Source organism: Mycolicibacterium nivoides, from assembly GCF_003855255.1.
GTDB lineage: Bacteria > Actinomycetota > Actinomycetes > Mycobacteriales > Mycobacteriaceae > Mycobacterium > Mycobacterium nivoides.
On the sequence record NZ_CP034072.1, the window covers coordinates 1416436 to 1441318 of the forward strand.

General features: G+C 68.5%; 23 protein-coding genes. 14 read left to right on the forward strand and 9 right to left on the reverse strand.

The genetic code is table 11. The annotated features are described in order from the left end of the window. Positions 1 to 16 precede the first annotated feature (16 nt). From tatC to EH231_RS06760, 3 genes are read left to right on the forward strand one after another with little or no spacing between them, the layout of a single operon-like run. Positions 17 to 961, forward strand: coding sequence for a twin-arginine translocase subunit TatC (tatC, locus tag EH231_RS06750; RefSeq protein ID WP_090431051.1), 945 nt, complete (start codon positions 17 to 19; stop codon positions 959 to 961). After that, complete coding sequence (locus EH231_RS06755) at positions 951 to 3725, forward strand: DEAD/DEAH box helicase (RefSeq protein WP_124712125.1); 2775 nt, start codon at positions 951 to 953, stop codon at positions 3723 to 3725. The genes tatC and EH231_RS06755 overlap by 11 nt, the downstream gene beginning before the upstream one ends. Before the next feature lie 38 nt (positions 3726 to 3763). Beyond that, a complete protein-coding gene (locus tag EH231_RS06760) occupies positions 3764 to 4540 on the forward strand; it encodes a DUF4333 domain-containing protein (RefSeq protein WP_124712126.1) in 777 nt (258 codons plus the stop codon). 87 nt (positions 4541 to 4627) lie between these two features. Here the strand turns inward: EH231_RS06760 and EH231_RS06765 are convergent, their stop codons facing one another. Next, positions 4628 to 5617: a 5'-3' exonuclease gene (locus tag EH231_RS06765; protein WP_124712127.1), complete on the reverse strand. Its 990-nt coding sequence runs from the start codon at positions 5615 to 5617 to the stop codon at positions 4628 to 4630. Further along, the gene (locus EH231_RS06770) at positions 5614 to 6474 is read right to left on the reverse strand and encodes a hypothetical protein (protein WP_124712128.1); all 861 of its coding nucleotides are present in this window, start codon (positions 6472 to 6474) and stop codon (positions 5614 to 5616) included. Before EH231_RS06770 ends, EH231_RS06765 begins: the two co-directional genes overlap by 4 nt. A 22-nt stretch (positions 6475 to 6496) precedes the next feature. Between EH231_RS06770 and EH231_RS06775 the strand changes: the two genes are divergently transcribed. Continuing rightward, positions 6497 to 6892, forward strand: coding sequence for a VOC family protein (locus EH231_RS06775; protein ID WP_090431041.1), 396 nt, complete (start codon positions 6497 to 6499; stop codon positions 6890 to 6892). Between the two features lie 10 nt (positions 6893 to 6902). Next, entirely contained in the window at positions 6903 to 8030 is a 1128-nt protein-coding gene (locus EH231_RS06780) for a M24 family metallopeptidase (protein ID WP_090431039.1), read from the forward strand. On the opposite strand, the gene EH231_RS06785 is transcribed toward EH231_RS06780, so the two are convergent. Together EH231_RS06785 and EH231_RS06790 are read right to left on the reverse strand one after the other, a co-directional pair. Then, a complete protein-coding gene (locus EH231_RS06785) occupies positions 8027 to 8839 on the reverse strand; it encodes a hypothetical protein (protein WP_124712129.1) in 813 nt (270 codons plus the stop codon). The two genes, EH231_RS06780 and EH231_RS06785, sit on opposite strands and share 4 nt — an antisense overlap. 65 nt (positions 8840 to 8904) lie before the next feature. Continuing rightward, positions 8905 to 9330 (reverse strand): F420-dependent biliverdin reductase, encoded by a 426-nt coding sequence (locus tag EH231_RS06790; protein ID WP_090431035.1) that lies wholly within the window; start codon positions 9328 to 9330, stop codon positions 8905 to 8907. 35 nt (positions 9331 to 9365) lie between these two features. Between EH231_RS06790 and EH231_RS06795 the strand changes: the two genes are divergently transcribed. The 5 genes from EH231_RS06795 to EH231_RS06815 are packed head-to-tail and all read left to right on the forward strand — an operon-like array spanning position 9366 to position 14403. Further along, positions 9366 to 10124 (forward strand): decaprenylphospho-beta-D-erythro-pentofuranosid-2-ulose 2-reductase, encoded by a 759-nt coding sequence (locus EH231_RS06795; protein ID WP_124712130.1) that lies wholly within the window; start codon positions 9366 to 9368, stop codon positions 10122 to 10124. Further along, complete coding sequence (gene cbiE / locus EH231_RS06800) at positions 10124 to 11332, forward strand: precorrin-6y C5,15-methyltransferase (decarboxylating) subunit CbiE (protein ID WP_124714207.1); 1209 nt, start codon at positions 10124 to 10126, stop codon at positions 11330 to 11332. The genes EH231_RS06795 and cbiE overlap by 1 nt, the downstream gene beginning before the upstream one ends. Further along, complete coding sequence (cobM, locus tag EH231_RS06805; protein ID WP_090431031.1) at positions 11329 to 12084, forward strand: precorrin-4 C(11)-methyltransferase; 756 nt, start codon at positions 11329 to 11331, stop codon at positions 12082 to 12084. The genes cbiE and cobM overlap by 4 nt, the downstream gene beginning before the upstream one ends. Beyond that, positions 12084 to 12815, forward strand: a complete 732-nt coding sequence (locus tag EH231_RS06810; protein ID WP_124712131.1) for a cobalt-precorrin-6A reductase — start codon at positions 12084 to 12086, stop codon at positions 12813 to 12815. The genes cobM and EH231_RS06810 overlap by 1 nt, the downstream gene beginning before the upstream one ends. Before the next feature lie 28 nt (positions 12816 to 12843). After that, complete coding sequence (locus tag EH231_RS06815; RefSeq protein ID WP_124712132.1) at positions 12844 to 14403, forward strand: adenylate/guanylate cyclase domain-containing protein; 1560 nt, start codon at positions 12844 to 12846, stop codon at positions 14401 to 14403. Here EH231_RS06815 and EH231_RS06820 read toward each other — a convergent pair. From EH231_RS06820 to cobG, 5 genes are all read right to left on the reverse strand, one after another. Then, a complete protein-coding gene (locus tag EH231_RS06820) occupies positions 14393 to 15448 on the reverse strand; it encodes a phosphotransferase family protein (RefSeq protein WP_124714208.1) in 1056 nt (351 codons plus the stop codon). The genes EH231_RS06815 and EH231_RS06820 overlap by 11 nt on opposite strands. A gap of 14 nt (positions 15449 to 15462) precedes the next feature. Next, a complete protein-coding gene (locus EH231_RS06825; protein ID WP_124712133.1) occupies positions 15463 to 16101 on the reverse strand; it encodes a TetR/AcrR family transcriptional regulator in 639 nt (212 codons plus the stop codon). Positions 16102 to 16198: 97 nt separating this feature from the next. Continuing rightward, positions 16199 to 17734 carry a precorrin-2 C(20)-methyltransferase gene (locus EH231_RS06830; RefSeq protein ID WP_090431024.1) on the reverse strand — a complete coding sequence of 512 codons (1536 nt, stop codon included), beginning with the start codon at positions 17732 to 17734 and terminating at the stop codon, positions 16199 to 16201. Continuing rightward, entirely contained in the window at positions 17731 to 18357 is a 627-nt protein-coding gene (locus tag EH231_RS06835) for a precorrin-8X methylmutase (protein ID WP_124712134.1), read from the reverse strand. The genes EH231_RS06830 and EH231_RS06835 overlap by 4 nt, the downstream gene beginning before the upstream one ends. Before the next feature lie 9 nt (positions 18358 to 18366). Then, positions 18367 to 19512, reverse strand: a complete 1146-nt coding sequence (gene cobG / locus EH231_RS06840) for a precorrin-3B synthase (RefSeq protein ID WP_090432060.1) — start codon at positions 19510 to 19512, stop codon at positions 18367 to 18369. A 380-nt stretch (positions 19513 to 19892) separates the two neighbouring features. On the opposite strand from cobG, the gene cobN reads away from it, so the two are divergent. The 4 genes from cobN to EH231_RS06860 are packed head-to-tail and all read left to right on the forward strand — an operon-like array spanning position 19893 to position 24882. Then, positions 19893 to 23543, forward strand: a complete 3651-nt coding sequence (gene cobN / locus EH231_RS06845; RefSeq protein ID WP_090431022.1) for a cobaltochelatase subunit CobN — start codon at positions 19893 to 19895, stop codon at positions 23541 to 23543. A 20-nt stretch (positions 23544 to 23563) separates the two neighbouring features. Next, entirely contained in the window at positions 23564 to 23947 is a 384-nt protein-coding gene (locus tag EH231_RS06850; RefSeq protein WP_090431020.1) for a PPOX class F420-dependent oxidoreductase, read from the forward strand. A 5-nt stretch (positions 23948 to 23952) separates the two neighbouring features. Continuing rightward, positions 23953 to 24381, forward strand: coding sequence for a PPOX class F420-dependent oxidoreductase (locus tag EH231_RS06855; protein ID WP_090431018.1), 429 nt, complete (start codon positions 23953 to 23955; stop codon positions 24379 to 24381). Positions 24382 to 24387: 6 nt separating this feature from the next. Beyond that, positions 24388 to 24882 carry an FxsA family protein gene (locus EH231_RS06860; RefSeq protein ID WP_090431016.1) on the forward strand — a complete coding sequence of 165 codons (495 nt, stop codon included), beginning with the start codon at positions 24388 to 24390 and terminating at the stop codon, positions 24880 to 24882. Position 24883: the final 1 nt, after the last annotated feature.

A 24883-nucleotide genomic window follows, 5' to 3' on the forward strand; every position in this document is an offset into this window, starting at 1 on the left:
CCGCTAGAACACGCCCGTGACCTCCGGATTCATCAAGAAGCTCGATCCCCGCCGCCGCCGTTCGCGGGTCAACCCCGACGGCACGATGTCGTTGGTCGACCACCTGCACGAGCTGCGCAACCGTCTGCTGATTGCCGTGGCCGCCGTTCTGCTGACGACGGTGTTCGGCTTCCTGTGGTACACCCACGGCTTCTTCGGATTCCACAGCCTGGGGGAATGGCTGCGCGGCCCGTACTGCGCGCTCCCCGCCTCGGCCCGCGCCACCATCGCGCCGGACGGCGAGTGCCGACTGTTGGCCACCGGCCCGTTCGACCAGTTCATGCTGCGGCTCAAGGTGGCACTGGCGGCCGGGTTGGTGCTGGCCTGCCCGGTGTGGCTCTACCAGCTGTGGGCATTCATCACGCCGGGTCTGTACAAGAAGGAACGCCGCTTCGCGATGGCGTTCGTCGGCGTCGGCGCCCTGTTGTTCATCGCCGGCGCGATCCTGGCCTACGTGGTGCTGGCCACCGCCCTGGGCTTCCTGCTCACCGTCGGCAGCGACGTGCAGGTCACGGCGCTGTCGGGCGACCAGTACTTCGGGTTCCTGATCAACCTGCTGCTGGTGTTCGGCATCAGCTTCGAGTTCCCACTGCTGATCATCATGCTCAACCTGGTCGGCATGCTCAGCTACGAGCGGCTCAAGGCCTGGCGACGCGGACTGATCTTCGGGTTGTTCGTGTTCGCGGCATTCGCCACCCCCGGTTCGGATCCGTTCACGATGCTGGCGCTGGCCTGCGCGCTCAGCCTGCTGCTGGAGTTCGCCATCCAGGCGGCGCGGATCAACGACAAGCGCAAGGCCCGCCGCGAGGCCCTGGAGGTGCCCGAGGACGAGGCCGCGCCGATCCCGACGGTGGAGCCGGTCGAGCGGCCGGCCCCGGTAGCGGGGGCGTCGCGGATCGACATCGACGACGATGCCACCTGACGCCGGTGACCAACCCGGCGGTGAGCTGACCAAGTTCACCGCCGAATATCCGTTCGCTCTCGACGATTTCCAGCTGCGTTCCTGCCGCGCACTGGAAAGCGGCCACGGCGTGCTGGTGTGTGCCCCCACCGGGGCGGGCAAGACGGTCGTCGGCGAGTTCGCCGTGCACCTGGCGCTGGCCGCCGGTGGCAAGTGCTTCTACACCACTCCGATCAAGGCGCTGAGCAACCAGAAGCACAACGATCTGGTGGCCCGGTACGGCGCGGACAAGATCGGGTTGCTCACCGGCGATCAGTCCATCAACGGTGACGCCGACATCGTGGTGATGACCACCGAAGTGCTGCGCAACATGCTGTATGCGAATTCTCCTGCACTGCACGGACTTTCCTACGTCGTGATGGACGAGGTGCACTTCCTGGCCGACCGGATGCGCGGCGCGGTGTGGGAGGAGGTCATCCTGCACCTACCCGAGGACGTGCTGCTGGTCAGCCTGTCAGCCACGGTCAGCAATGCCGAGGAATTCGGCGGCTGGATCCAGACCGTCCGCGGCGACACCACCGTCGTCGTCGACGAACACCGGCCCGTCCCGCTGTCGCAGCACATGCTCGTCGGCCGGCGGCTGTTCGACCTGTTCGAGGGCACGAACAGTACCCTCGTCGACCCGGACCTGTTGCGCCACATCAGCCATCGGCGTGAGGCCGATCGGCTGGCCGACTGGCAACCACGTGGGCGTGGGCGGGGAGGAGGTCGGCCCCAGCTGTACCGGCCGCCCAGCCGGCCCGACGTCATCGCCACCCTGGATGCCGCGGGGCTGCTGCCCGCCATCACGTTCGTGTTCTCGCGGGCGGGATGCGACGCGGCGGTCCAGCAGTGCCTGCGTGCGCCGCTGCGCCTGACCACCGACGAGGAGCGTGCCCGGATCTCGGCGATCGTCGACCGGCGCTGCGCCGACCTGGCCGAATCGGATCTGATCGTGCTGGATTACCACCAATGGCGCGAAGGCCTGCTTCGCGGGCTGGCCGCCCACCACGCCGGCATGCTGCCCGTGTTCCGGCACACCGTGGAGGAGCTGTTCACCGCAGGCCTGGTCAAGGCGGTGTTCGCCACCGAGACACTGGCCCTGGGCATCAACATGCCCGCTCGCACCGTGGTGCTGGAGCGGCTGGTGAAGTTCAACGGTGAGCAGCACGTCCCGTTGACGCCGGGGGAGTACACCCAGCTGACCGGACGGGCCGGGCGCCGCGGCATCGACGTCGAAGGCCACGCCGTGGTGCTGTGGCGGCCCGACGACAGCAACGCCGAGCCCGCCGAGGTCGCCGGGCTGGCCTCGACGCGGACGTTTCCGCTGCGCAGCTCGTTCACGCCGAGCTACAACATGACCATCAACCTGGTGCAGCAGATGGGGCCCGAACAGGCCCACAAACTGTTGGAGCGCTCGTTCGCCCAGTACCAGGCGGACCGGTCGGTGGTCGGGTTGGTGCGCGGGATCGCGCGCGGCGAGCGGATGATGGCCGAGCTGGCGGCCGAACTCGGCGGCGCCGACGAGCGCTCGCGCGAGGAGCCGAGGACCGAGCCGCCGATCCTCGACTACGTCCGGTTGCGGACCAAGATCGGTGAACGCGAGCGCGCGCAGTCGCGGGCGTCGCGGCTGCAGCGACGCAGGGCCGCCACCGATGCACTGGCCGCGTTGCGTCGCGGCGACATCATCACCATCACCCACGGTCGCCGCGGAGGGCTGGCGGTGGTGCTGGAGCCCGCCGAACGAGACAGTGACGACCCGAGACCGCTGGTGTTGACCGAACACCGGTGGGCCGGCCGGATCTCGTCGGCCGATTATTCGGGTGCATCGGATCCGCTGGGTGCGATGACCCTGCCCAAGCGCGTGGAGCACCGGCAGCCACGGGTGCGTCGGGACCTGGCGTCGGCGTTGCGCTCGGCGGCGGCCGACCTGTCGGTTCCCTCCAAGCGCGCGAGCAGGAGCGCCGGGGCCCCCGAACGCGACGTCGATCCCGAACTGGCCGGGCTGCGCGAGGAACTGCGTCATCACCCGGCGCATCAACTCCCGGACCGCGAAGCCAAGGCCCGGATCGCCGAACGCTATCTGCGCATCGAGCGTGACAACGCCCAGATCCAGCAGAAGGTGAACGCGGCGACGAACTCGCTGGCGCGCACCTTCGACCGGATCGTCGCGCTGCTCAGCGAACGCGGCTTCATCGAGGCCGACTCGGGGGAACCCCGGGTCACCGACGCCGGTCGCCTGCTGGCCCGGATCTACAGCGAGAGCGATCTGCTGGTGGCCGAATGCCTGCGCGCCGGGCTGTGGGACGGTTTGCAGCCCGCGGAACTGGCCGGCGTGCTCTCGGCAGTGCTGTTCGAATCGCGCGGGGATGCCGCGGGCGGGGTCCTGGGAGTCGACATTCCCACTGAGAGCTTGCGCCGCGCGCTGGCCAAGACCCGGCGGGTGTCGGCAGACCTGCGCGTCGACGAGCAGCGGCACCGACTCGCGCCGAGCCGGGAACCCGACGAAGGCTTCGTCACCGCCGTCTACCGGTGGGCCACCACCGGTGATCTGGCCGCTGCGCTCGCGGCCTCCGATGTGAACGGGTCGGGGTTGTCGGCAGGCGATTTCGTGCGGTGGTGCCGTCAGGTGCTCGACTTGCTCGACCAGGTGCGCAATGCCGCACCCGCAACTGCCCTGCGCAATAGCGCGAAACGCGCTGTCAACGATGTTCGGCGCGGTGTTGTTGCTGTTGATGCGGGGTAAGGTGTGGCAGGCGTTACCGAACAGGATCAAGGAGAACCATGAGCGGACCGCAGGGATCTGACCAGGGACAGCAGTGGCCCGGTCAGCAGCCTGAGCCCGCGGGGGAGCAGGCGCAGGGTGCCGAGGCATGGCAGCCGCCGACCCCCGCTTCCGAGGACCCCAGCACTCACGCTCCGGCCTGGCAGCCGCCGGCATACACGCCGCAGCAGTACCCGTCGTACCAGCCGCCCACCCAGGGCGTCCAGCAGCCGGATTACTCGCAGCCGCAACAGCCGCAGTACCCCGGTCCCGAGCAGTACGGCCAGCAGGCCTACCCGCCGCCCGGCCAGCCGCCGCAGTACGGGCAGGCGCCGGGCTACGGGCAGCAGCCCCAGTACGGTCAGCCGGGTCAGCCGCCGCAGTACGGTCAGCCCGGCCAGTACGGCGTTCCCGGCCAGTTCGGGCAGTACGGCGTTCCGGGTGCCGACGCGGGTTCCAAGCGTTCGCTGGCGACCATCGGTGTCATCGTCGGTGGCTTGGTGGCCCTGCTGCTGGCCATTCTCGCGGTGACCGCGTTCTGGCTGCCCGGATGGGCGGTGACGACCAAGCTCGACATCGACAAGGCCCAGAGCGGCGTCGAGCAGATTCTCACCGACAAGACCAACGGCTACGGCGCCACCAAGGTCACCGGCGTCAAGTGCAACAACGGTGAGAACCCGACGGTCAAGAAGGATTCGACCTTCGACTGCGAGGTCACCATCGACGGCACCAAGCGCAAGGTGACAGTGACCTTCAAGGACGACAAGGGCACCTACGAGGTCGGTCGGCCCAAGTAGGCCCTACCAGCTGCCGCTTTCTACAACAGGGCCGTCTGCGCTACCGCGCAGGCGGCCCTGTTGTAGAACGTGCGGATTGAGGTGTGCTCAGCCGGGCAGCCGGTCGAGCGCCGACTGCAACCGACTGATCGACGAGGTCACCCCGTACGCCGCGGCGAGTTCGGCGACCCGGGCCGGGTCGCCGGCGGCCAGCGGCAGATCGTCGGTCGCAGCAGACAACGTCACCGGGGCATCCGTGGCCACCCGGACCACCGGTTCAGCCGCGGCCATGTAGTCGGCGGCGGCCAGTAGCTTGGCCCGATGTGCTTTGGTCAGTGAGGATTTCGGGTCCTCGGCGGCCGCCTGGATACCCCGCAGCGAGCCGTGCCTGGCCAGCAGCGTCGCGGCCGTCTTCTCGCCGATCCCGGCGACGCCGGGAAGCCCGTCGGACGGGTCACCGCGCAGCAGGGCCAGCTCCGCGTACGCCGGTCCGGCCCGGTCGATGGGCACCCCGTACTGCTCGGCGACTTCCTCCGGGCCGAACTTCGTGGCCTTGGCCAGTCCCCGTCCGATGTAGAGCACGCGGATGGTGGGAGAAGGCTCGTCACGCACGAGCTGAAGCAGGTCACGATCGCCGCTGACCACCACGACCGGATCGTGCTGTTCGCGCGCAGCCAGTGTGCCGAGCACGTCGTCGGCTTCGAACCCGGGTGCCCCGGCCGTCGCGATGCCGAATGCGTCCAGCAGCTCCATGATCATGTCGACCTGCGGTGTGAGGTCGTCGGGAACTTCTTCGACGTACCGGGGGGCCGCGGGAGCCGCTCCGGCGGCGACATCCGGCAGAGCTTGGGGTTGTTCCACCCGGTGCGCCTTGTACGACGGCACCAGGTCGACCCGCCACTGCGGCCGCCAGTCATCGTCGCGGCACACCACCAGCCGGCGTGGCCGCTCCCGGGTGACCAGCGTGGCGACCGAGTCCAGGAACCCGCGCACCGCGTTCACCGGCCGGCCGTCGGGTGCCTTGATCGACGACGGCACGCCGAAGTACGACCGGAACCACATACTGGCGCCGTCGAGCAGCAGAACGGGATCGCTCATCGGGTTTCCTCCATCCGTCCGAACACATAGGAGGAAGCCGTGACGGCTTTGCCGCCGGCGCCCTCGTCGTACAGGGTGGCCCGCACCGCGATGGTGCCCCCCGCCCCGGGCAGCACCCGGGTGTCCACCCGGAACGGGCCGGTCTTGCCGCGCGCCAGGAACATCACGTGCGACGAAAGGCCTTGCAGCGTATCGGTTTCTGCGGCGCGGGCAGCGGCGTCCGCCGCGGCCGTCTCCAGGATCACGAACTGCGGGCCGATGTGCAGCGCGGCGTCCGGTGAGGCCACCTCGACCGCCAGCTCGGGCAGAGACCAATGTCCGCTGGACCGCTTGTGGCCGCCGAACACCTGCCAAAGCGGCGGCAGGCCCGGACCGTCGACGACGTCGATCGGCTCCACCGGCATCTTCTCCAGGCCCTCCGGCGGCGTGCCGATCGAGATGCCCTGCCCCTCGGTGAGCGCGATGACCCGGTCCGGGTTGTCGGCGTCGACGATCACCGACCGGCTGTACGCCAGTTGCCTGCCCTGCTTGAGTACCTCGGTGTCCACCCGGATGCGGGCCACATCAACGGCCGGGTCCAGGACCTGGCAGGAGTGGATCACGGGGTTGGGTACGGCTTCCAGATCGCTCACGCCACCGCTGTCCGGCGAGGAGATGCCCAGCACTGCAAGCAGTAATCCGCCCGCCGGGTTTCGCATGTCGCGTCGCAGCGTCACCGTGTCGTCGGCCGGGCCCAGGTCCATCGAGGAGTACGAGCGCCCGAGGTAGCGGTAACTCAGCAGGCCGCCCCAGCGCCGGCGCAGCTCAGCGGCGTACGCCTCGGGATCGTCGGTGAGATCGCGGATATCACGCAACATTCCAGCGACAGTAGCGTGAGGTATGACCTTCACCGTCAACCGTATTGACCATGTCGTGGTGAACTGCCGGGACAGCGACGCCACCGTCGCGTTTTATGTGCGGGTGCTGGGCATGCGCAGGGAAGTCTTCGGTGCCGGCCGGATCGCGCTGGTGTTCGGCGATCAGAAGCTCAACGTGCGGCCGACCGGTTCGGCCAACTGGGTGACCGGCGCCGTCGATGCACCAGGTTCACTGGATCTGTGCTTCATCGCAGACGTCGAACCGGAGGCCGTCGGTGAGCACCTGAGAGCGTGTGGCGTAGAGATCACCGAGGGCCCGGTTCCCAAGACCGGCGCATTGGGCCCGATGACCTCACACTATTGCCGCGACCCCGACGGCAACCTGATCGAGATCGCCAGTTATCTACCGCACCACTAGCCTCGATGCCATGACGGTCAGCCGATTCAGCACCGATGTGTACGCCCACCGCCTTTCCGCGGCAGCATCAGCCGCAGCAGAAGCCGGCCTGGCCGGACTGGTCATCACCCCCGGCTATGACCTGCGGTACCTGGTCGGCTCACGTGCGCAGACCTTCGAACGGCTCACCGCGCTGGTGCTGCCCGCCACCGGGGACCCGACCATCGTTGTGCCGCGCCTGGAGCTGGCCGCGCTGCGCGAGTCGGCGGTCACCGAACTCGGTGTGGCGGTGCGTGATTGGGTGGACGGCCAGAACCCGTACCAGATGGTGTCCGACGCACTCGGCGGGCCGGGCAGTGCCGTGGCGGTCACGGATTCCATGCCCGCACTGCATCTGCTGCCGCTCGCCGACCTGCTCGGGGTGGTTCCGGTACTGGCCACCGATGTACTCCGGCGACTGCGGATGATCAAGGACCCCGCCGAGATCGACGCGCTGCGCAAGGCCGGCGCGGCGATCGACCGGGTGCACGCCCGGGTGCCGGAGTTTCTGGTGCCCGGCCGTACCGAAGCCGACGTGGCCGCTGACATTGCCGAAGCGATTGTCGCCGAAGGGCATTCAGAGGTGGCGTTCATCATCGTCGGATCCGGTCCCAACGGTGCCGACCCGCACCATGAATGCTCGGAGCGTGAGCTGAGCGCGGGCGACATCGTCGTCGTCGACATCGGCGGGCCGTATGAGCCCGGCTACAACTCCGACTCGACCCGCACCTACAGCATCGGCGAGCCGGATCCCGAGGTGGCACGTCGCTACGCGGTGCTGCAGCGTGCCCAGCAGGCGGCCGTCGCGGCCGTGCGCCCAGGCGTGACCGCCGAACAGATCGACGCGGCGGCCCGCGACGTGCTGGCGGCCGAAGGATTGGCCGAGGCATTCGTGCACCGCACCGGGCACGGCATCGGGTTGTCGGTGCACGAGGAGCCCTACATCGTGGAGGGCAACGACCTGCCGCTGGAGCCCGGGATGGCATTCAGTGTGGAGCCCGGCGTGTATTTCCCGGGGCAGTGGGGTGCACGCATCGAGGACATCGTCGTGGTCACCGAGGATGGTGCGTTGTCGGTGAACAACCAGCCGCACGACCTCGTCGTGGTGCCGGTGAACTAGGTGCGGTCGATCCAAAAATCCTGGTACAGGAAGTTGATTTCATGCCAAAAGGCTTGAGCCCTTTCGGAGAATATGTGACCGACGTGACTGAGGCGCGAAGCTCTATCTAATGCGGTGATCACCCATTGGGTCGATCGCATCAGTAGCATCCACAGGTCGCGCTCTGGTGGACGCGAGTACAAACCGTCACACACGAGAACATTCGCGTGGGTGTACTTCGAGAGATGCTCGTATGCTGAGTGCCCGTTGAGCGGGTCCATCTGCCCAATTATGTTGGCATTGTTGAATTTCTTTGGGCTGGACGATATTCGTTTGCGCAAGTTCGAGTCGATCTCATCCAGGTGGGACAGCACCTCTTTGAGGAGTGCTGGTCCAGCTGGGCGTCCCGCGCCGGATTTGACCAGTGAATCCCGCAGAGTGTTGCAGCACTTGAGATAGCGCACTTCGGACTCTTCTGCTGAATCGCAGAGATACCAAACTAGCGCCGAATACTCGGCGAGCGAGCGAGCGAGGACGCCGATGCTGAGTTGACTGGAATTCTCTGATCGGCTGGCATCGCAGAGTGAGACAACCAAGCTTGCTGTCGCGGTGAGTATGTGATTGGGCACGCGTAGCACATACGGGTATATGTCGGGGTCATTGAGAACGTAGTCATCCGCTTCTGCGGGAAAGCCCCACAGATTGTGTAGCGAATAATAACCAGCAGCCTCTGAGACGTACTCGCAGACTAGCGCTGCGGCATTTAATGGCGAACCGTAAAAGCCGCGTCCATCCCGGATAATCTCTGCATGCGAGACATCGCGCGTCATCGTCGACTTCCCCCAGAGATGGCGATGTGAACCCGTCTGGCGGGTTGCTCAGTGTGGTGGGCGGCTCACCCTTCGCTGCGGTCCAGCAGCTCCGAGGAGCCCAGCACGCGCTCGATCCGTACCTCGATCACCACGCGGCGGGGGTTCACCCGCGGCGTGCGGTAGCGCTGGGCGTAACGCAGCTCGGCATCGCGGACCGCGTCGGCCTCGCTGCTCACCGTGGACTTGCCCTCCAACGACAGCCAGCGGGCACCGTCGACCTGGCTCAGCACCGCGATGCCGCGCTCGTGGGCGTTCACCGCCTTCTGCGAGCCGCCGTTGGTGATGACCCGCGCGATGTGCGTCTTGGGATCGAAGGTGAAACCGACCGCGACCACGTGCGGGGAATTGTCCGAGCGCAGAGTGGTGAGCATCGCCAGGTGGCGTTCGGTGAGAAACGCCAGTGCTTCGCTGGTGAGCTTGGTGGTTGCCTTGCCACGAGATGTAGCCATCGGGGTCCACGCTAGCGCAGGACATAATCGCTGCCATGGATGACACGGCTGGCACGGATCCACGTGTCGTGGTGATTTTTGGGGGCCGCAGCGAGATCGGCGTCGAACTCGCGGTCCGGCTCGCGGCGGGCGCGGTCGTCGTGCTGGCCGCACGCCGTGCCGATCAACTCGACGAGCAGGTCGCGGCCGTGCAGGCCGCCGGTGCCGCCGCGGTGCACACCCTTGAGTTCGATGCCGACGACGTCGCGGGCCACACCCGCGTGGTCGAGGCGATCGAAACCGGTCACGGACCGATCGACACGGCGGTGCTGGCATTCGGCGTGCTGGGGGATCAGGACCGGGCCGAGGCCGACCCGGCCCACGCCGTGGCCGTCGTGCACACCGACTATGTGGCCCAGGTCAGCCTGCTGACGGTGCTGGCGCAGCGCATGCGTGCCGCCGACCGGGGCCGGCTGGTGGTGTTCTCCTCGATCGCCGGAGCGCGGGCCCGCCGCGCCAACTACGTTTACGGTTCGGCCAAGGCCGGCCTCGACTCGTTCGCCAGCGGCCTGACCGACGCCCTGCACGGCACCGGCGTGCAACTGCTGATCGTGCGGCCCGGATTCGTGATCGGCCGGATGACCGATGGCATGGAACCTGCGCCGTTCTCCAGCACGCCGGCCCAGGTGGCCGACGCCACGGCCAAGGCGCTGGCCCGGGGCAAGCGTGCCGTGTGGGTGCCGTGGGTGATCCGGCCGATGATCTTCGTGACGCGGTTCGTGCCGCGGCCGATCTGGCGGAAGATGCCCCGGTGATGAGCGCTTGCGCGAAGAACGGACCGCCAGTGACGGGGACGATCACCGTGGTCGGCATCGGGGCCGACGGGATGGCGGGCTTGTCACGCACCTCGCGGGAGGAATTGGCGCGCGCGACCGTGGTCTACGGCTCGCCGCGGCAGCTGGACCTGCTCGACGACAGCGTGACCTCGGACCGTCGAGAATGGCCGTCGCCGATGCTGCCGGCCCTGCCGGCACTGTTCAGCGACGCCGATGTGCACGTGGTGGCCAGCGGGGATCCGCTGCTGCACGGCATCGGCGCGACGCTGATCCGAGTGTTCGGCGCGCAGCGGGTGCGGGTGCTGCCCCATGTGTCGAGCGTGACGCTGGCGTGTTCGCGGATGGGCTGGACGGTGCCCGACACCGAGGTGATCAGCCTGGTCACCGCGGCGCCGCACACCGCGGTGCGCCGTGGCGGGCGGGCGATCGTGCTGTCCCGGGATGCGCAGACCCCGGCCACGCTGGCGCGCCTGTTGAACGAATCCGGCCGGGGCGACTCGGAATTGACCGTGCTGGAGCAGCTGGGCGGCCCGGGGGAGCGCCGCCACGACGGCACGGCCCGGGACTGGGCGACGTCCCCGGTCGACGTGGACGACCTCAACGTGGTGGCAGTGGCCTACCTTCCGGACGAGCGCCGGGCCCAGGCGCTGCCCGACGAGGCGTTCGCCCACGATGGACAACTCACCAAGCAGTCCATCCGGGCCGTCACGCTGGCGGCACTGGGGCCGCGCCCCGGGGAACTGCTGTGGGATGTCGGCTCGGGCTCGGGCAGTATCGCGATCGAATGGTCGCGCAGCGCACCCGGTTGCTCGGCGGTCGCATTCGAACGTGACGAGCAGCGCCGCGATCGGATCTTGGGCAATGTCAAGGCTTTCGGAGTTCGGGTGGAGGTCCGCGGCGGTGCCCCCGAGTCGCTCGACGGGGCGCCCGAACCCGCGGTGATCTTCGTCGGCGGCGGTGTCACCCAACCCGGGTTGCTGCAGGCCTGTTTCGACCGCTTGCCCTCCGGTGGGCGGCTGGTGGTCAACGCGGTCACGCTGGAATCTGAATCGGTTGTGGCGCAATGGTATTCGAAGGAAGGCGGCGAGGTGCGGCGTTATCAGCACTACCGGGGCGGCGCGGTCGGTGGCTTCACCGGTTGGCGGCCGGCGCTGCCGGTGACTCAGTGGGCGGTGGTCAAGCGATGACGGTGTACTTCATCGGGGCCGGCCCGGGTGCCGCCGACCTCATCACGGTGCGCGGTGCGCGACTGCTCGGCAACTGCCCGGTGTGTCTGTACGCCGGGTCGATCATGCCCGACGACCTGTTGGCGTTGTGTCCGCCCGACGCCAGGGTCGTCGACACCGGGCCGCTGAATCTGGACCAGATCATCGACGAGTTGGTCGCCGCGGATCGGGCGGGTGTCGATGTGGCCCGGCTGCATTCCGGTGATCCGTCGATCTACAGCGCGCTGGCCGAGCAGTGTCGCCGGCTCGACGAACTGGGCATCGGATACGAGATCGTGCCCGGTGTACCGGCATTCGCCGCGGTGGCCGCCGCGCTGGGCCGGGAGCTCACCGTCCCCGGCGTCGCCCAGACGGTCACCTTGTCCCGGGTGGCCACCCTGTCCACGGCGATGCCCGAGGGGGAGGACCTGCGTACCCTGTCGGCTCCGGGGGCGACGCTGGTGCTGCACCTGGCCGCGGCTCAGATCGACAACATCGTCCCGCAGCTCCTCGACGGTGGATACGGTCCCGAAACCCCCTGTGCGGTTGTGGCATTCGCCAGCTGGCCGGAGGAGATCGTATTGCGTGGCACGCTCGCCGACATCGCCGAGAAGATGCACGCCGCCGCGGTGACAAAGACCGCGGTGATCGTGGTCGGCGATGTGCTTGCCGCCGAGGGGTTCTCCGACAGTTACCTGTACTCCTCAGGCCGCCGTCGCGGAGCCACGCACTGATGAAGGTCCTGCTGCTCGGTGGCACGGGTGAGGCCCGTGCTCTCGCCGCGGCCCTGCACCCGCAGGTTGAGGTGATCAGTTCGCTGGCCGGGCGGGTGCCGGATCCGGCGCTGCCGGTCGGTCCGGTACGCATCGGCGGGTTCGGCGGCGTGGACGGAATGCGCAGGTGGCTGGTCGATGAGCGCGTCGACGCCGTGGTTGACGCCACCCACCCCTTCGCCGCCACCATCACCGCGCACGCGGCGCAGGTGTGCACCGAACTCGGCCTGCCGCACCTGATCCTGGCCCGGCCGGCCTGGGCGCCGGGCACCGCGATCGTGGTGGGATCGGATCGGGAGGCCGCCGAGACCGTGGCGGGGAACGGCTATTCGCGGGTCTTTCTCACCACCGGGCGGTCCGGCACCCGGGTCTTCAAAGACGCCGACGCGTGGTTCCTCATCCGGGCGGTCACCCCGCCGGACCCCGACACGCTGCCTGCCTATCACCAGCTGCTGCTGTCGCGCGGTCCGTATGACTACGACGGGGAGCTGGCCCTGCTGCGCGAGCACCGCATCGACGCGCTGGTGACCAAGAACAGTGGCGGCGCGATGACCGAACCCAAGCTGCGGGCCGCCGAGTCGGCGGGCGTGCCGGTGGTGATGGTGGACCGTCCGGCACTGCCGCCCGGAGTGGACTCGGTGGCCACGGTCGAGGAGGCGGTGGACTGGGTTCGGGCCGAAACCGCAGGCTGAGGCGCCCGGCCGCAGTAGGCTCCACAGCGTGGCGGAGACGTCATACGCACAGTGCGGCGGTCTGAGTCTCGCCTACCAGGTATTCGGAGACGGGCCCGTCGACCTTGTCTACGCCGGTTCGTTCGTCAGCCATCTCGAGCTGTTCTGGACGATGCCCGAGTTCGAGGCGTTCATGGAGCGGATCTCGACGTTCTGCCGCGTCCTGCTGTACGACAAGGCCGGCGTCGGGCTGTCGGACCCCGTCCCGCAGGTACGCACGCTCGACGAACGGGCGGCCGAGATCGAGGCCGTGATGGATGCAGCGGGGTTCGGCCGTGCCGTTCTGTTCGGGTTGAGCGAGGGCGGGCCCGCGGCGATGCTGTTCGCGGCGACGCGGCCCGAACGCACCCAGGCCCTGATCCTCGCCGGCACCTTCGCGTACTTCGGTATCACCGAGTGGGCTGACTTCGACCGTGACCCGTCCGAGCTGCACGCGCGGATCCTGACCGAGATGGGCGAGGACTACACGCCCTCGACCCGGCAGCTCGCCACCTTTCAGGAATTCGGCCGCGCCAGCACCTCGCAGTGGGGTACCGGCACGGCACTCAAACTCCTGCTCCCGGACGCCGGTTCGGTGCGCCAGCTCGGGATGGTCGAGCGGATGAGTGCCAGCCCGGGAATGGCCCGGGCCACGCTGGGGGCACTGTTCCGGATCGATGTGCGGTCGGTCCTGCCGACGATCACGGCGCCGACTCTGGTCATCCATGCCACCGGCGATCTGGTCCCCATCCAGGGCGGGCGGTATATCGCCGCCCGCATACCGGGTGCGCGGATGCTTGAGGTGGACGGCACCGACCATGCACCCTGGATTGCCAACCCAGACGAGATCACCAGCGAGATCGAGGAATTCCTCACCGGCAGCCATGCCGCACCGTCGCAGTCCCACCGGGCGCTGCGCACGGTGCTGTTCACCGACATGGTGGCCTCCACCCAACACGCCGCGGCCACAGGTGACGAGCGGTGGCGGGCGGTGCTGCATCGGATGGGGGAGATCACCGCTGACCTGACCGGTCGATTCGGTGGTGTCGTGGTGAAGAGCACCGGTGACGGACACCTCGCCACATTCGACGGTCCGACACAGGCGATCCGCTGCGCCGAGGCGCTGCGCGATCAGACCGAAACCATGGGCATCGAGATCCGCGCGGGCATCCACACCGGCGAATGCGAGCTGCTGGACGGCGATATCGGGGGAATCGCCGTCCACATCGCGGCGCGCATCCTCGGGTTGGCCGACGCGGGGGAGATTCTGGTGTCGAGCACCGTCCGCGATCTGGTCGTGGGCTCGGGAACCGGCTTCGAGGATCGCGGCGACGTCGAGCTGCGTGGGGTGCCGGGCATCTGGCGGCTCCTGGCGGTCGATCGACACGGTGCGCGGGCCGGAACGCCCGAAGCGGAGCTGTCCTCGGTGCCGACGCCTGGTCCGAGGCCCACAATGCGCCGATCGGATCAGGCCATGGCGGTGATGGCACGGCGGATGCCTCGGATCGTGCGGGGGATCGCCCGGGTCACCCCGGGCACCCGCGTCACGGGACCGCCGGTCAGGCGTTGATCAGATCGAGCGTGCCGAGGTCGCGGATGGCCTGGCAACCGCGCTGCGCCATCACCACCATCATGTCGTCCCCGCGCTCGGTGGAGCTGGCGAAGGCGGTGCCGAGCACGGTGATCAGCGGCGCCTGCAGCATGCCCAGACGGTAATCCTGCCAACAGGTTTCGCGATCATAGCCGGTGACCCCGTGTGACAGCAGCCGGTCGTGGTAGGCCGTGACCAGATCGGCTTCGGTGGCGGCCCGGACGGTGGGGTCCAGGCTGGTCGCGGTGAAATACGACAGGTCTCGCGCCGGAAGGCCCGACCCGAGCGTCTGCCAGTCCACCACGGTGATCCGGGTGCGGTCGGGGTCGAACAGCATGTTGTCCAGGCGGTAGTCGCCGTGCAGGACGGCGAACCGGTCCGGTTCGGCCAGCAGCCACGGGGTGACGACCGACATCGCCGCGCGCATGGTGTCCTGGTCCTCGGTGCTCAGTCGTGCGCCGATTTTGTCCAGAGTGATGTCGGCGGCCATCTTGGCGACGTCTCCGAATCCCTTGGCGGAGTCGGGTTCCGGCTTGGGCATGGCGATACCGGGGAAGTTCGCCCATTGCGGGTCGGCCCAGGTCGGCCCGTGCAGATCCGCGAGTGCCCGGACTGCCAGGGTGGCCTCGGCCGGGGTGCACCCGGCGATCTGATCACCTTGCTCGGCCGGTGCCATATCGGCCAGGAGCAACACGAAATCGGCTCCCTCGCCGGCGATTTCGCAGTGGTGACACTGCGGGACCGGGATCCGCACGTGGCGGGCCACATTGGTGTAGAAGGCGTGCTCGGAGCGGTATCCGATGGTGACGCGGTCACGCACGGTGTCGTCCTGCGACGGCAGCTTGACCGCGAAAGTGCCCGGGAGGGCGGCGTCGTCGCGGTAGGTGACGGTGACCCGGTAGGTGGCACCGGTCTGGCCCGTGCCGATCGGTGCGGTCCGCACCGAATCCACCTCGATACCCAGGATTTGCGACAGCCATCCGGCGGTCACCTCGGCGGGCTTGCCCGGAATGGACCTGGGGATCGACCCGGCCGCGGTCACTGCACTGTTCCGTAGATCGAGCCCATCCACATCGCCTCTGCGCCCTCCAGTAGTTGTTGTCGCGACAGCGGCCCACCCAGGATGAACCGTTCCAGCAGTCGATCGTTGAACTCCATCAGCAGGCTCGCGAGTACCACCGGGTCGGCGCCCTCGGGGGCGCGGCCCGCGGCGCGCTCGGCACCGATCACCGTCGAGACGGTGGGGACGAAGGACTCCCGCGCGCCGTCCCACAGGTCGCGGACGGCGCCGCTGGATCCACGCGCCTCCAACATGGCCTGCACCAGATAGCGGTGATCCTCGGCGGTCCGCAGGACGGCCTCGATGGTGTCGTGGACACGGTCGCGGGGTGGCCGGGTGGTGTCGGCCAGGATGTTGTTGGCGGCGAACAACGCGTCGTACATGGGCTCGACCAGAGCTGCGACCGCCGCCGCCTTGTTCTCGAAGTAGAAGTAGAACGCCGAACGGCCCACGCCGGCCTGCCGCGCCACCTCGGCGATGTTCAGCGCGTCAAACCCGGTCTTCTGCAGGTGCTCGTTGAGCGCCGCCAAGATCGCGGTGCGCCGCTGGTCACTGCGCTGCGGTTGGCGTCGGTCTATCGGGGACCGTGCGGGTGCGCCCTGTGGTGCCGTCGGCATGCTGGCCGGCCCTCCCATTTTCAACGGGTGTGACGCCGGACACTATCGGTCATTTTGACAGCAGTCAATGAAACTCGACGCGAGTCAGTCGGTGGGTTCAGCCGGGGTAGTGGCGCGGAGTGAACACCCGGTCCTCGGTGGAGTCTCCGGCGGCCGAACCGGTGTACCACTGCGTCTGCGACGAGCCGATGATCAGCATGGTGCGCATGTCCACCTGGGCCGGATCCAGATCGGCCAGTCGCACTACGGTCACCCGCTCGCCGGGGCCGGGCTGCGCACCGGAGACGGCACGCGCCACGACCACCGGGGTGCTCGGATCGCGGTACTCCAACAGCAGTTCGCGCATGGCGCCGACCTGCCAGGTCCTGGTCTTGGAGGCCGGGTTGTAGATCGCCATCGCCAGGTCGGCCTTGGCCGCGGCAGTGAGACGCTGCGCGATCACGTCCCACGGCTTGAGCCGGTCGGACAGGGAGATCACCGCGTAGTCGTGGCCCAGCGGGGCACCCACGCGGCTGGCGACCGCCTGCGCCGCCGTCATCGCCGGAATCACCCGGACCTCGACGCCGGGCCACTGTTTGGCCTCTTCGAGCACTGCCGTGGCCATCGCGAACACCCCCGGATCACCGGAGGAAACGACCGCAACCGTCCGGCCCTCCTGGGCCAGCTTGCAGGCCAGCTGCGCGCGAGCGGGCTCGTCGGTGTTGTCGCTCGGGTGATGGTGCTGCCCGGCGCGGGCGCCGACGCGGTCGAGGTACGGGCCGTAGCCGATCAGGTCCGTGGCGGCGGAGAGCTCGCGGCGGCTCTGCGGGGTCATCCAGTCCGAGTCACCCGGCCCGAGGCCGACGACCACCACGCTGCCCTGCGGTGCGGTGGACCGGGACCGGCCGGGAACCATAGCCAGCGAGAAGTACGGCACCTTGACGTCGGCGCCGCCTTCGCTGCCCACCTCGCGGGCCGGGGACACCTGCTGCCGGTCGGTGCTGGCCCGCTCGACGTAATACGCCTCATCGAGCCGTCCGGTCGCTTCCAGGGCTTCACGCACCCGGCTGTAGGACCGGCCCAGCTTGAGTACGACGGCGGCGTCGGTATCGGCCAGGCGTCGCTCCAGCTCTGCGGTGGGCAGCGTGCCGGGCAGGATCGTCAGCACGTCGTCGCCCTGCACCAGCGGCGTGCCCGTGGCGGCCGAGGCCGCGCTCACCGAGGTGACGCCGGGAACGATGACGGCTTCGAACCGCTCGGTGAGCCGGGTGTGCATGTGCATGTAGGAGCTGTAGAACAGCGGATCGCCCTCGGCGAGCAGGGCCACATCGCGGCCCGCCTCCAGGTGGGCGGCGATCCGCTCGGCGGCGGCGGCATAGAAGTCTTCCATCGCGCCGACGTATCCGCCGGGATGCGTGGTGGTTTCCGTGGTGACGGGATAGACCAGGTGTTCCTCGAGCTGGCCGTCGCGCAGGTACGGCTCGGCGATGCCCCGGGCGATGCTGTGACCGTGCTTGGCGCTGTGATAGGCCACCACGTCCGCCGCACCGATCAGCCGGGCCGCCTTGACCGTCACGAGCTCGGGGTCGCCCGGGCCCAGCCCGACGCCATAAAGAGTCCCGCGGGTTCCACGTTCTGTCGCCGTTGTACTCACTCGTGCTCACTCGCAATCGAATTGACGGCGGCCGCGGCCATGGCGCTGCCACCGCGCCGGCCGGTCACCACCAGATAGGACATGCCACGCGGACGCTCGATCAGCTCCTGCTTGGACTGCGCCGACCCGACGAAACCGACAGGTCCGCCCAGCACCGCCGCCGGGACGGGCGCGCCCTCGTCGATCAGTTCCAGCAGCCGGAACAGCGCCGTCGGCGCGTTGCCGATCGCCACCACCGCGCCGCCGAGGCGGTCGGCCCACAGGTCGACGGCGGCCGCCGAGCGGGTGAATCCCAACTTCGCCGCCACCTCCGGGGCGCGGGGATCGGCCACCAGCGAGACGACCTCGTTGTCGGCGGGCAGCCGCGATCGGGTGATCCCGGCCGCGACCATCGATGAATCGCACAGCACCGGGGCGCCGGCGGCGAGCGCGGCATGCGCCCTGGTCACGACGTCGTCGGTGTAGGACACATGATCGGCGACATCCACCTGGCCACAGGTGTGGATCAGCCGGACGACCACCCGCGACACATCGTCGGGGAAGCGCGACAGGTTCGCCTCGGCGCGGATCGTCGCGAATGACTGCCGGTAGATCTCGGCGGCGTCACGGATGTAGTCGAGCACGCGCATACCCTACGGGGGCGCGATACGCAGCCGGTATCCGTCCTCGGTGGCGATCAGGACCTCGGCGGTGGGTGGGCTGCCGCAGGCCCGCTCGCAGCCCACGAAATGCCGGTGGATCTCTCGCCGGGGACCGGCGGAGTCGGCCTGGGCGGGCGCGTTGACCGCGTCGGCGGCATCGGCACGCACATCGGTGGCGGACTTGGCGCACCCGGGGCTGCCGGTGCAGGCGCTGACCCGCAGCCACGGCGAGTTCTCGTCGAACACCAGCCCCAGCGGTGCCAGCACGCGCAGGGACGCGTCCGCGACGCCCTCGGTGACGTCGCCCACCAGCACCGAACGCCACGGGGTGATCACCAGCGGAGCCTCGATCGCGGCGAGGAAGTGGGCGGTCCGGGCCTGCAGTACCCCCAGCGGCACGGCCGCTCCCAGCGCCACCCGTTTGTCGCGCTGCTCGATCCAGCCGACCGGCGGCGTCACCGTCGGTGGCCAGGTGGCGCCGGGCGGGGCGTCGGCGGTCAGGCCGTCCAACAGTGCCGAATGGTCATCGAGTTCGGTTATCCGCCAGGCTTTTCCGCGGATGTCGACGAAACGTCTGGCCACCGTGATCAGGGTGGCGACCGCTTCACCGGTGTCCAGGCGCACCCCGGTGTCGCGCCCGGCCAGCAGCAGCGCGCAGGTGCCGTCATCACGGGCATGCACACCGGCATCGGCGTCGATACCGGATACGTCGCCGCGCCCGTCGTCCAGGCTGAACCAGAACCTGCCGGGCAACCCGGCCAGGGCCGGGTCGGCCTGGATGGCGCGGTCGAGGTCGGTCACAAGGGGGCGGATATCGATGACGCCGCCGGAGCGTCCGGACAACGGCGAGGCCACGATGTTGCGGGCCCGCTCATGTGTCGGTGACGGCAGCAGGCCGGCGCCGGCCAGTGCCGCGGCGGCCGCGTCGGTGTCGCTCACCGCGCGGATCTGGATGTTGCCGCGGGAGGTCAGTTCCATTGCTGGAGAGCCGAACTGCTCGGCCACCTCGGCCAGTGCCGTCAATTGGGCCGCGGCGACCATCCCGCCGGGAAGCCGAATCCGCACCAGGGCACCGTCGGCGGCCTGGTGCACCGTCAGTGCACCTGGGCAGGCGTCCTGGTCGCGGGTCCGGGTCATGTCGCCCGCCATCTTACTTTCAGGGATTGTTGTGACATCGGTCACAGGTTCGGAAACCTGTTCGGTCGCTTACAGATCGGCGATTTTCGCGGCGTCGGAACGTACCGTTTATGAGGATTCCCGGGACCACCGGTACCGGGAAGTTGAAACACTTGACCAAGGCTCTGATGAAAGGAGCGATCCATGCTTGCATTTGGTGCATTCGCCGCATTCGTCCTGGTGCTCGTCGTGGCCGCAGGCTCGCCGTACCGGCAGTCGTGGCACGACCGCTTCGGCGAGACCCAGCCCTGACCGTTGCCGATCGCGCCGCACCGGCTGCCCCGACGAGGTAGCCGGTGCGGTACGAATGGGGGGTGTCCCACCCCTCTGAAGTGCCAGCGGTGACCCCTGCCACTGATGCCGCCGCTCCCACCGTCCTGTTGCTGTCGACCTCGGACACCGACCTGATCACTGCCCGCTCCAGCGGGGCCCGGTATCGCTGGGCCAACCCGTCGCGGCTGGTCACCGGTGAACTCGAGGAGCTTCTCGACGGCGCCGACATCGCGGTGATCCGCATTCTCGGCGGCTACCGGGCCTGGCAGGACGGCATCGACGCCGTGGTGGCCAGTGGCCTGCCGACGGTCGTGGTCAGCGGTGAGCAGGCACCCGACGCCGAATTGATGGGACATTCGACCGCCCCCCAGGGTGCGGCCCTGCAAACCCACATCTACCTCGCTCAGGGCGGTCTGGCGAACCTGGCGAACCTCCACTCGTTCCTGTCCGACACCCTGCTGATGACCGGCTTCGGCTTCGCGGCCCCGGTGACCACCCCGAGCTGGGGGGTCCTGGAGCGCGCCGGCGCCGCCGAGAATGAGGGTCCGACCGAGCCGGCACATGGACGGCCCGCCGTCGCCGTGCTCTACTACCGCGCCCAGCAGCTGGCAGGAAACACCGGCTACGTCGAGGCGCTGTGCGACGCCATCGAGCAGGCCGGCGGCCGCGCGTTGCCCGTGTTCTGCGCGTCTCTGCGTACTGCCGAACCCGAACTCCTCGAGCTGCTCGGCACCGCAGATGCGCTCGTGACCACGGTGCTCGCGGCCGGAGGCGCCACCCCGGCAGCGGTCGGCGCCGGAGGTAACGACGATTCGTGGAACGTCGCTCACCTTGCCGCGCTGGACATTCCGATCCTGCAGGGACTGTGCCTGACCAGTTCGAGATCGGACTGGTCCACCAATGACGACGGCATGTCGCCGCTGGACGTCGCCACCCAGGTCGCCGTTCCCGAGTTCGACGGCCGCATCATCACGGTGCCGTTCTCATTCAAGGAGATCGACTCCGAAGGGCTGATCTCGTATGTGGCCGATCCCGAGCGCTGCGCGCGGGTGGCCGGTCTGGCCGTCCGCCATGCCCGGTTGCGCGCCATTCCGGCTGCGGAAAAGCGTGTGGCCGTGGTGTTTTCGGCCTATCCCACCAAGCATGCCCGCATCGGCAATGCTGTCGGCCTGGACACCCCGGCCAGCGCGGTCGCACTGTTGCGCACCATGCGCGATGCCGGCTACGACATCGGTGAGGCCGCCGCGCCCGGTGATCTCGCCACCATCGTCGACTCAGGCGATGGGGACGCACTGATCCACTCTCTGATCGAACGCGGCGGGCAGGACCCGGACTGGCTCACCGACGAGTCGCTGGCCGCCAATCCGATTCGGGTCCCGGCCAAGGACTACCGGGCCTGGTTCGCCACCCTGCCCGCCGAACTGGCCGATGCCGTCGTCGAGCACTGGGGCCCGCCGCCGGGTGAGCTCTTCGTCGACCGCAGCCGCGATCCCGAGGGCGAGATCGTCATCGCGGCCATCCAGGCCGGCAATGTGGTGCTGATCGTTCAGCCACCCCGCGGCTTCGGGGAGAACCCGGTGGCGATCTACCACGACCCCGACCTGCCGCCCAGCCACCACTACCTGGCGGCCTACCGCTGGCTCGACTCTTCGTTCCCCGGTTCGTTCGGTGCCCACGCCGTGGTGCACCTGGGCAAGCACGGCAACCTGGAATGGCTGCCCGGCAAGACGCTCGGCATGAGCGCGTCATGTGGCACCGACGCCGCCCTCGGCGATCTGCCGCTCATCTATCCGTTCCTGGTCAACGATCCGGGGGAGGGCACCCAGGCCAAGCGCCGGGCGCACGCCACCCTGGTCGATCACCTCATCCCGCCGATGGCGCGCGCCGAAACCTACGGCGACATCGCCAAACTCGAGCAGCTGCTCGACGAGCACGCCAATGTCTCGGCGCTGGACCCCGGCAAGCTGCCTGCCATCCGGCAGCAGATCTGGACATTGATGCGCGCCGCCAAGATGGACCACGATCTGGGCCTGGAGGATCGCCCGGACGAGGATTCCTTCGACGACATGCTGCTGCACGTCGACGGCTGGCTGTGCGAGATCAAGGATGTCCAGATCCGCGACGGCCTGCATGTGTTGGGCCAGAAGCCGGCCGGCACAGGCGAACTCGACCTGGTGCTGGCTATCCTGCGGGCCCGGCAGCTGTTCGGCGGTGAGCAGACCGTGCCCGGGCTGCGTCAGGCGCTCGGCCTCACCGAGGACGGCAGTGACGACCGCGCGGCCGTCGACGCCGCCGAGGCCGGCGCCCGCGAGCTGGTGGCCGCGCTGCAGGAATCCGGTTGGGACGCATCTGCGGTGGAGAAGATCACCGACAACCCCGAGGTGGCTCGCATCCTGCGGTTCGCCGCCACCGAGGTGGTGCCCCGGCTGGCGGGCACCTCAGCCGAGATCGACCAGGTGCTGCGCGCCCTGGCCGGAGGCTTCATCGCCTCGGGACCGTCCGGATCACCGCTGCGCGGCCTGGTCAACGTGCTGCCCACCGGGCGCAACTTCTACTCGGTGGACCCCAAGGCGGTTCCGTCCCGGCTGGCCTGGGAAACCGGTGTGGCGATGGCCGATTCGCTGCTGGACCGCTACCGCACCGATTACGGCCGCTGGCCGCAGTCGGTGGGTCTGTCGGTGTGGGGCACCTCGGCCATGCGCACCGCCGGTGACGACATCGCCGAAGTGCTGGCCCTGCTGGGAGTGCGGCCGGTGTGGGATGACGCCTCGCGCCGGGTGGTGAACCTGGAACCGATCGACCTCGCCGAACTCGGCCGGCCGCGAATCGACGTCACGGTGCGCATCTCCGGGTTCTTCCGTGATGCCTTCCCGCACGTGGTCACCATGCTCGACGATGCGGTGGCATTGGTGGCCGGCCTCGATGAGTCGGCCGAGGACAACTATGTGCGAGCTCACTCCCAGGCCGACCTGGCCGAACACGGCGATCAAAGACGCGCCACCACTAGGATTTTCGGCTCCAAGCCGGGAACCTACGGAGCGGGTCTGCTGCAGCTGATCGACAGCCGCAACTGGCGCGACGACGCCGACCTGGCCGAGGTGTACACCGCATGGGGCGGATTCGCCTACGGCCGCGGACTTGACGGTGCGCCCGCTGCCGATGACATGAACCGGGCCTACCGGCGAATCGCGGTGGCGGCCAAGAACACCGACACCCGCGAACACGACATCGCTGACTCCGACGACTATTTCCAGTACCACGGCGGCATGGTCGCCACCGTGCGGGCGTTGACCGGGCAGGCCCCGGCCGCCTACATCGGTGACAACACCCGCCCCGACGCGGTGCGTACCCGCACTCTGTCGGAGGAGACCAATCGCGTCTTCCGGGCCCGGGTGGTCAACCCGCGCTGGATCAGCGCGATGCGCAGGCATGGCTACAAGGGCGCATTCGAGATGGCGGCCACCGTCGACTATCTGTTCGGCTACGACGCCACCGCACACGTGATGGCCGACTGGATGTACGAACGGCTCTCGGCCGAGTACGTGCTCGACGACGAGAACCGCAAGTTCATGTCCGAATCCAACCCGTGGGCGCTGCACGGGATGGCAGAGCGGCTGCTGGAGGCCGCGGGCCGCGGTATGTGGGCCGAGCCCGAGCAGGCCACCCTCGACGGGCTCCGGCAGGTGCTGCTGGAAACCGAAGGTGAGCTGGAAGGGTAGTCAAACAGTAGATTTGACCCATGGCTCTCACCTTCGCCGATGTCGCCAAGGCCAACTACGTTCTGCTGACCACGTTCACCAAGGACGGCAGGCCCAAGCCGACCGCGATCTGGGCTGCTCCGTCACCCGACGGGCTGGTGGTGATCACCCAGGAGTCGTCCTGGAAGGTCAAGCGGATCCGCAACACACCACGGGTCACGGTGGCGGCGTGTGACGTGCGCGGCAATCCGAAGAGCGAGGCGGTCGAGGCCGTCGCCGAGATCCTGCCCAAGTCGGCCAACGGTGCCACCTACGACGCGATCGGCAAGCGCTACGGCCTGCTGGGCAAGACGTTCAACGTGTTCTCCAAGCTGCGCGGCGGAATGCAGAACAATGTTTCGCTCCTGATCAAACCGGTGAATTGAGTCCCATGGCACCTACCTTCGAGGACGTTTACCGCGAGAAGTACCTGCTGCTGACCACCTTCACCAAGGACGGCAAGCCCAAGCCGACCGCGGTCTGGGGAGTACCCGACGGTGACAAGCTGCTCATCATCACCGACGACGGATCGTGGAAGACCAAGCGCATCAACAACACCCCAAGGGTCACCGTCCAGAAATGCGGTGTGCTCGGGGCTCCGAAGGGTGATCCGGTGGAGGCGGTGGCCCGCAACCTGCCGAAGTCCGAAACCCGGCGGGTGTTCAGCGCCATCATCAAGCGGTACTGGAACCACGTCTGGTACTTCGTGCCGCGGGCCCTGCTGCGTGGCGGCATCGACAAGGTGCACAGCGCCATCGAGGTGCGTGCAGTCGACGCCCCGGCAGCCGGTCAGGAACCGAACCGCCCGCCCAACCGTTGACCCAGCATGGCTAAACGGCTGTTTCTGATCTATCTCCTCGTAGAGATGGCGGTGATGGTCGCCCTGGTGGCGACCATCGGGTTCGGCTACACCGTGCTGTTGCTGTTGGCCTCGTTCGTGATCGGGCTGGCACTGGCGGGTTCGCAGCTCAACCGGCACATCCGCCGGTTGCGCACGGGCCTGTCCGGTGGCCTGGCCAACCCGCAGAGCGCGGTCTCCGACAGCGTGCTGGTGGCGCTGGGCACCGTACTGGTGGTGATTCCCGGATTGGCCAGCTCGATCGCCGGCGCGCTGTTGTTGCTGCCGCCCACGCGGGCGGCGGCCCGGCCGGTGCTCACGGGGCTGGTCGCCCGTCGGATGCCGCTCATCGTCGCGGCGCCAGCCGGTTTCGGTGCACCCACCGGTACCGCTGGTTATCGACACGGGGCAGGCGACTACATTGACGGCGAAGTAATCGACGTCAACGACGTCGATCCGTACCGCCTGCCTCCCAAGGCCTAAC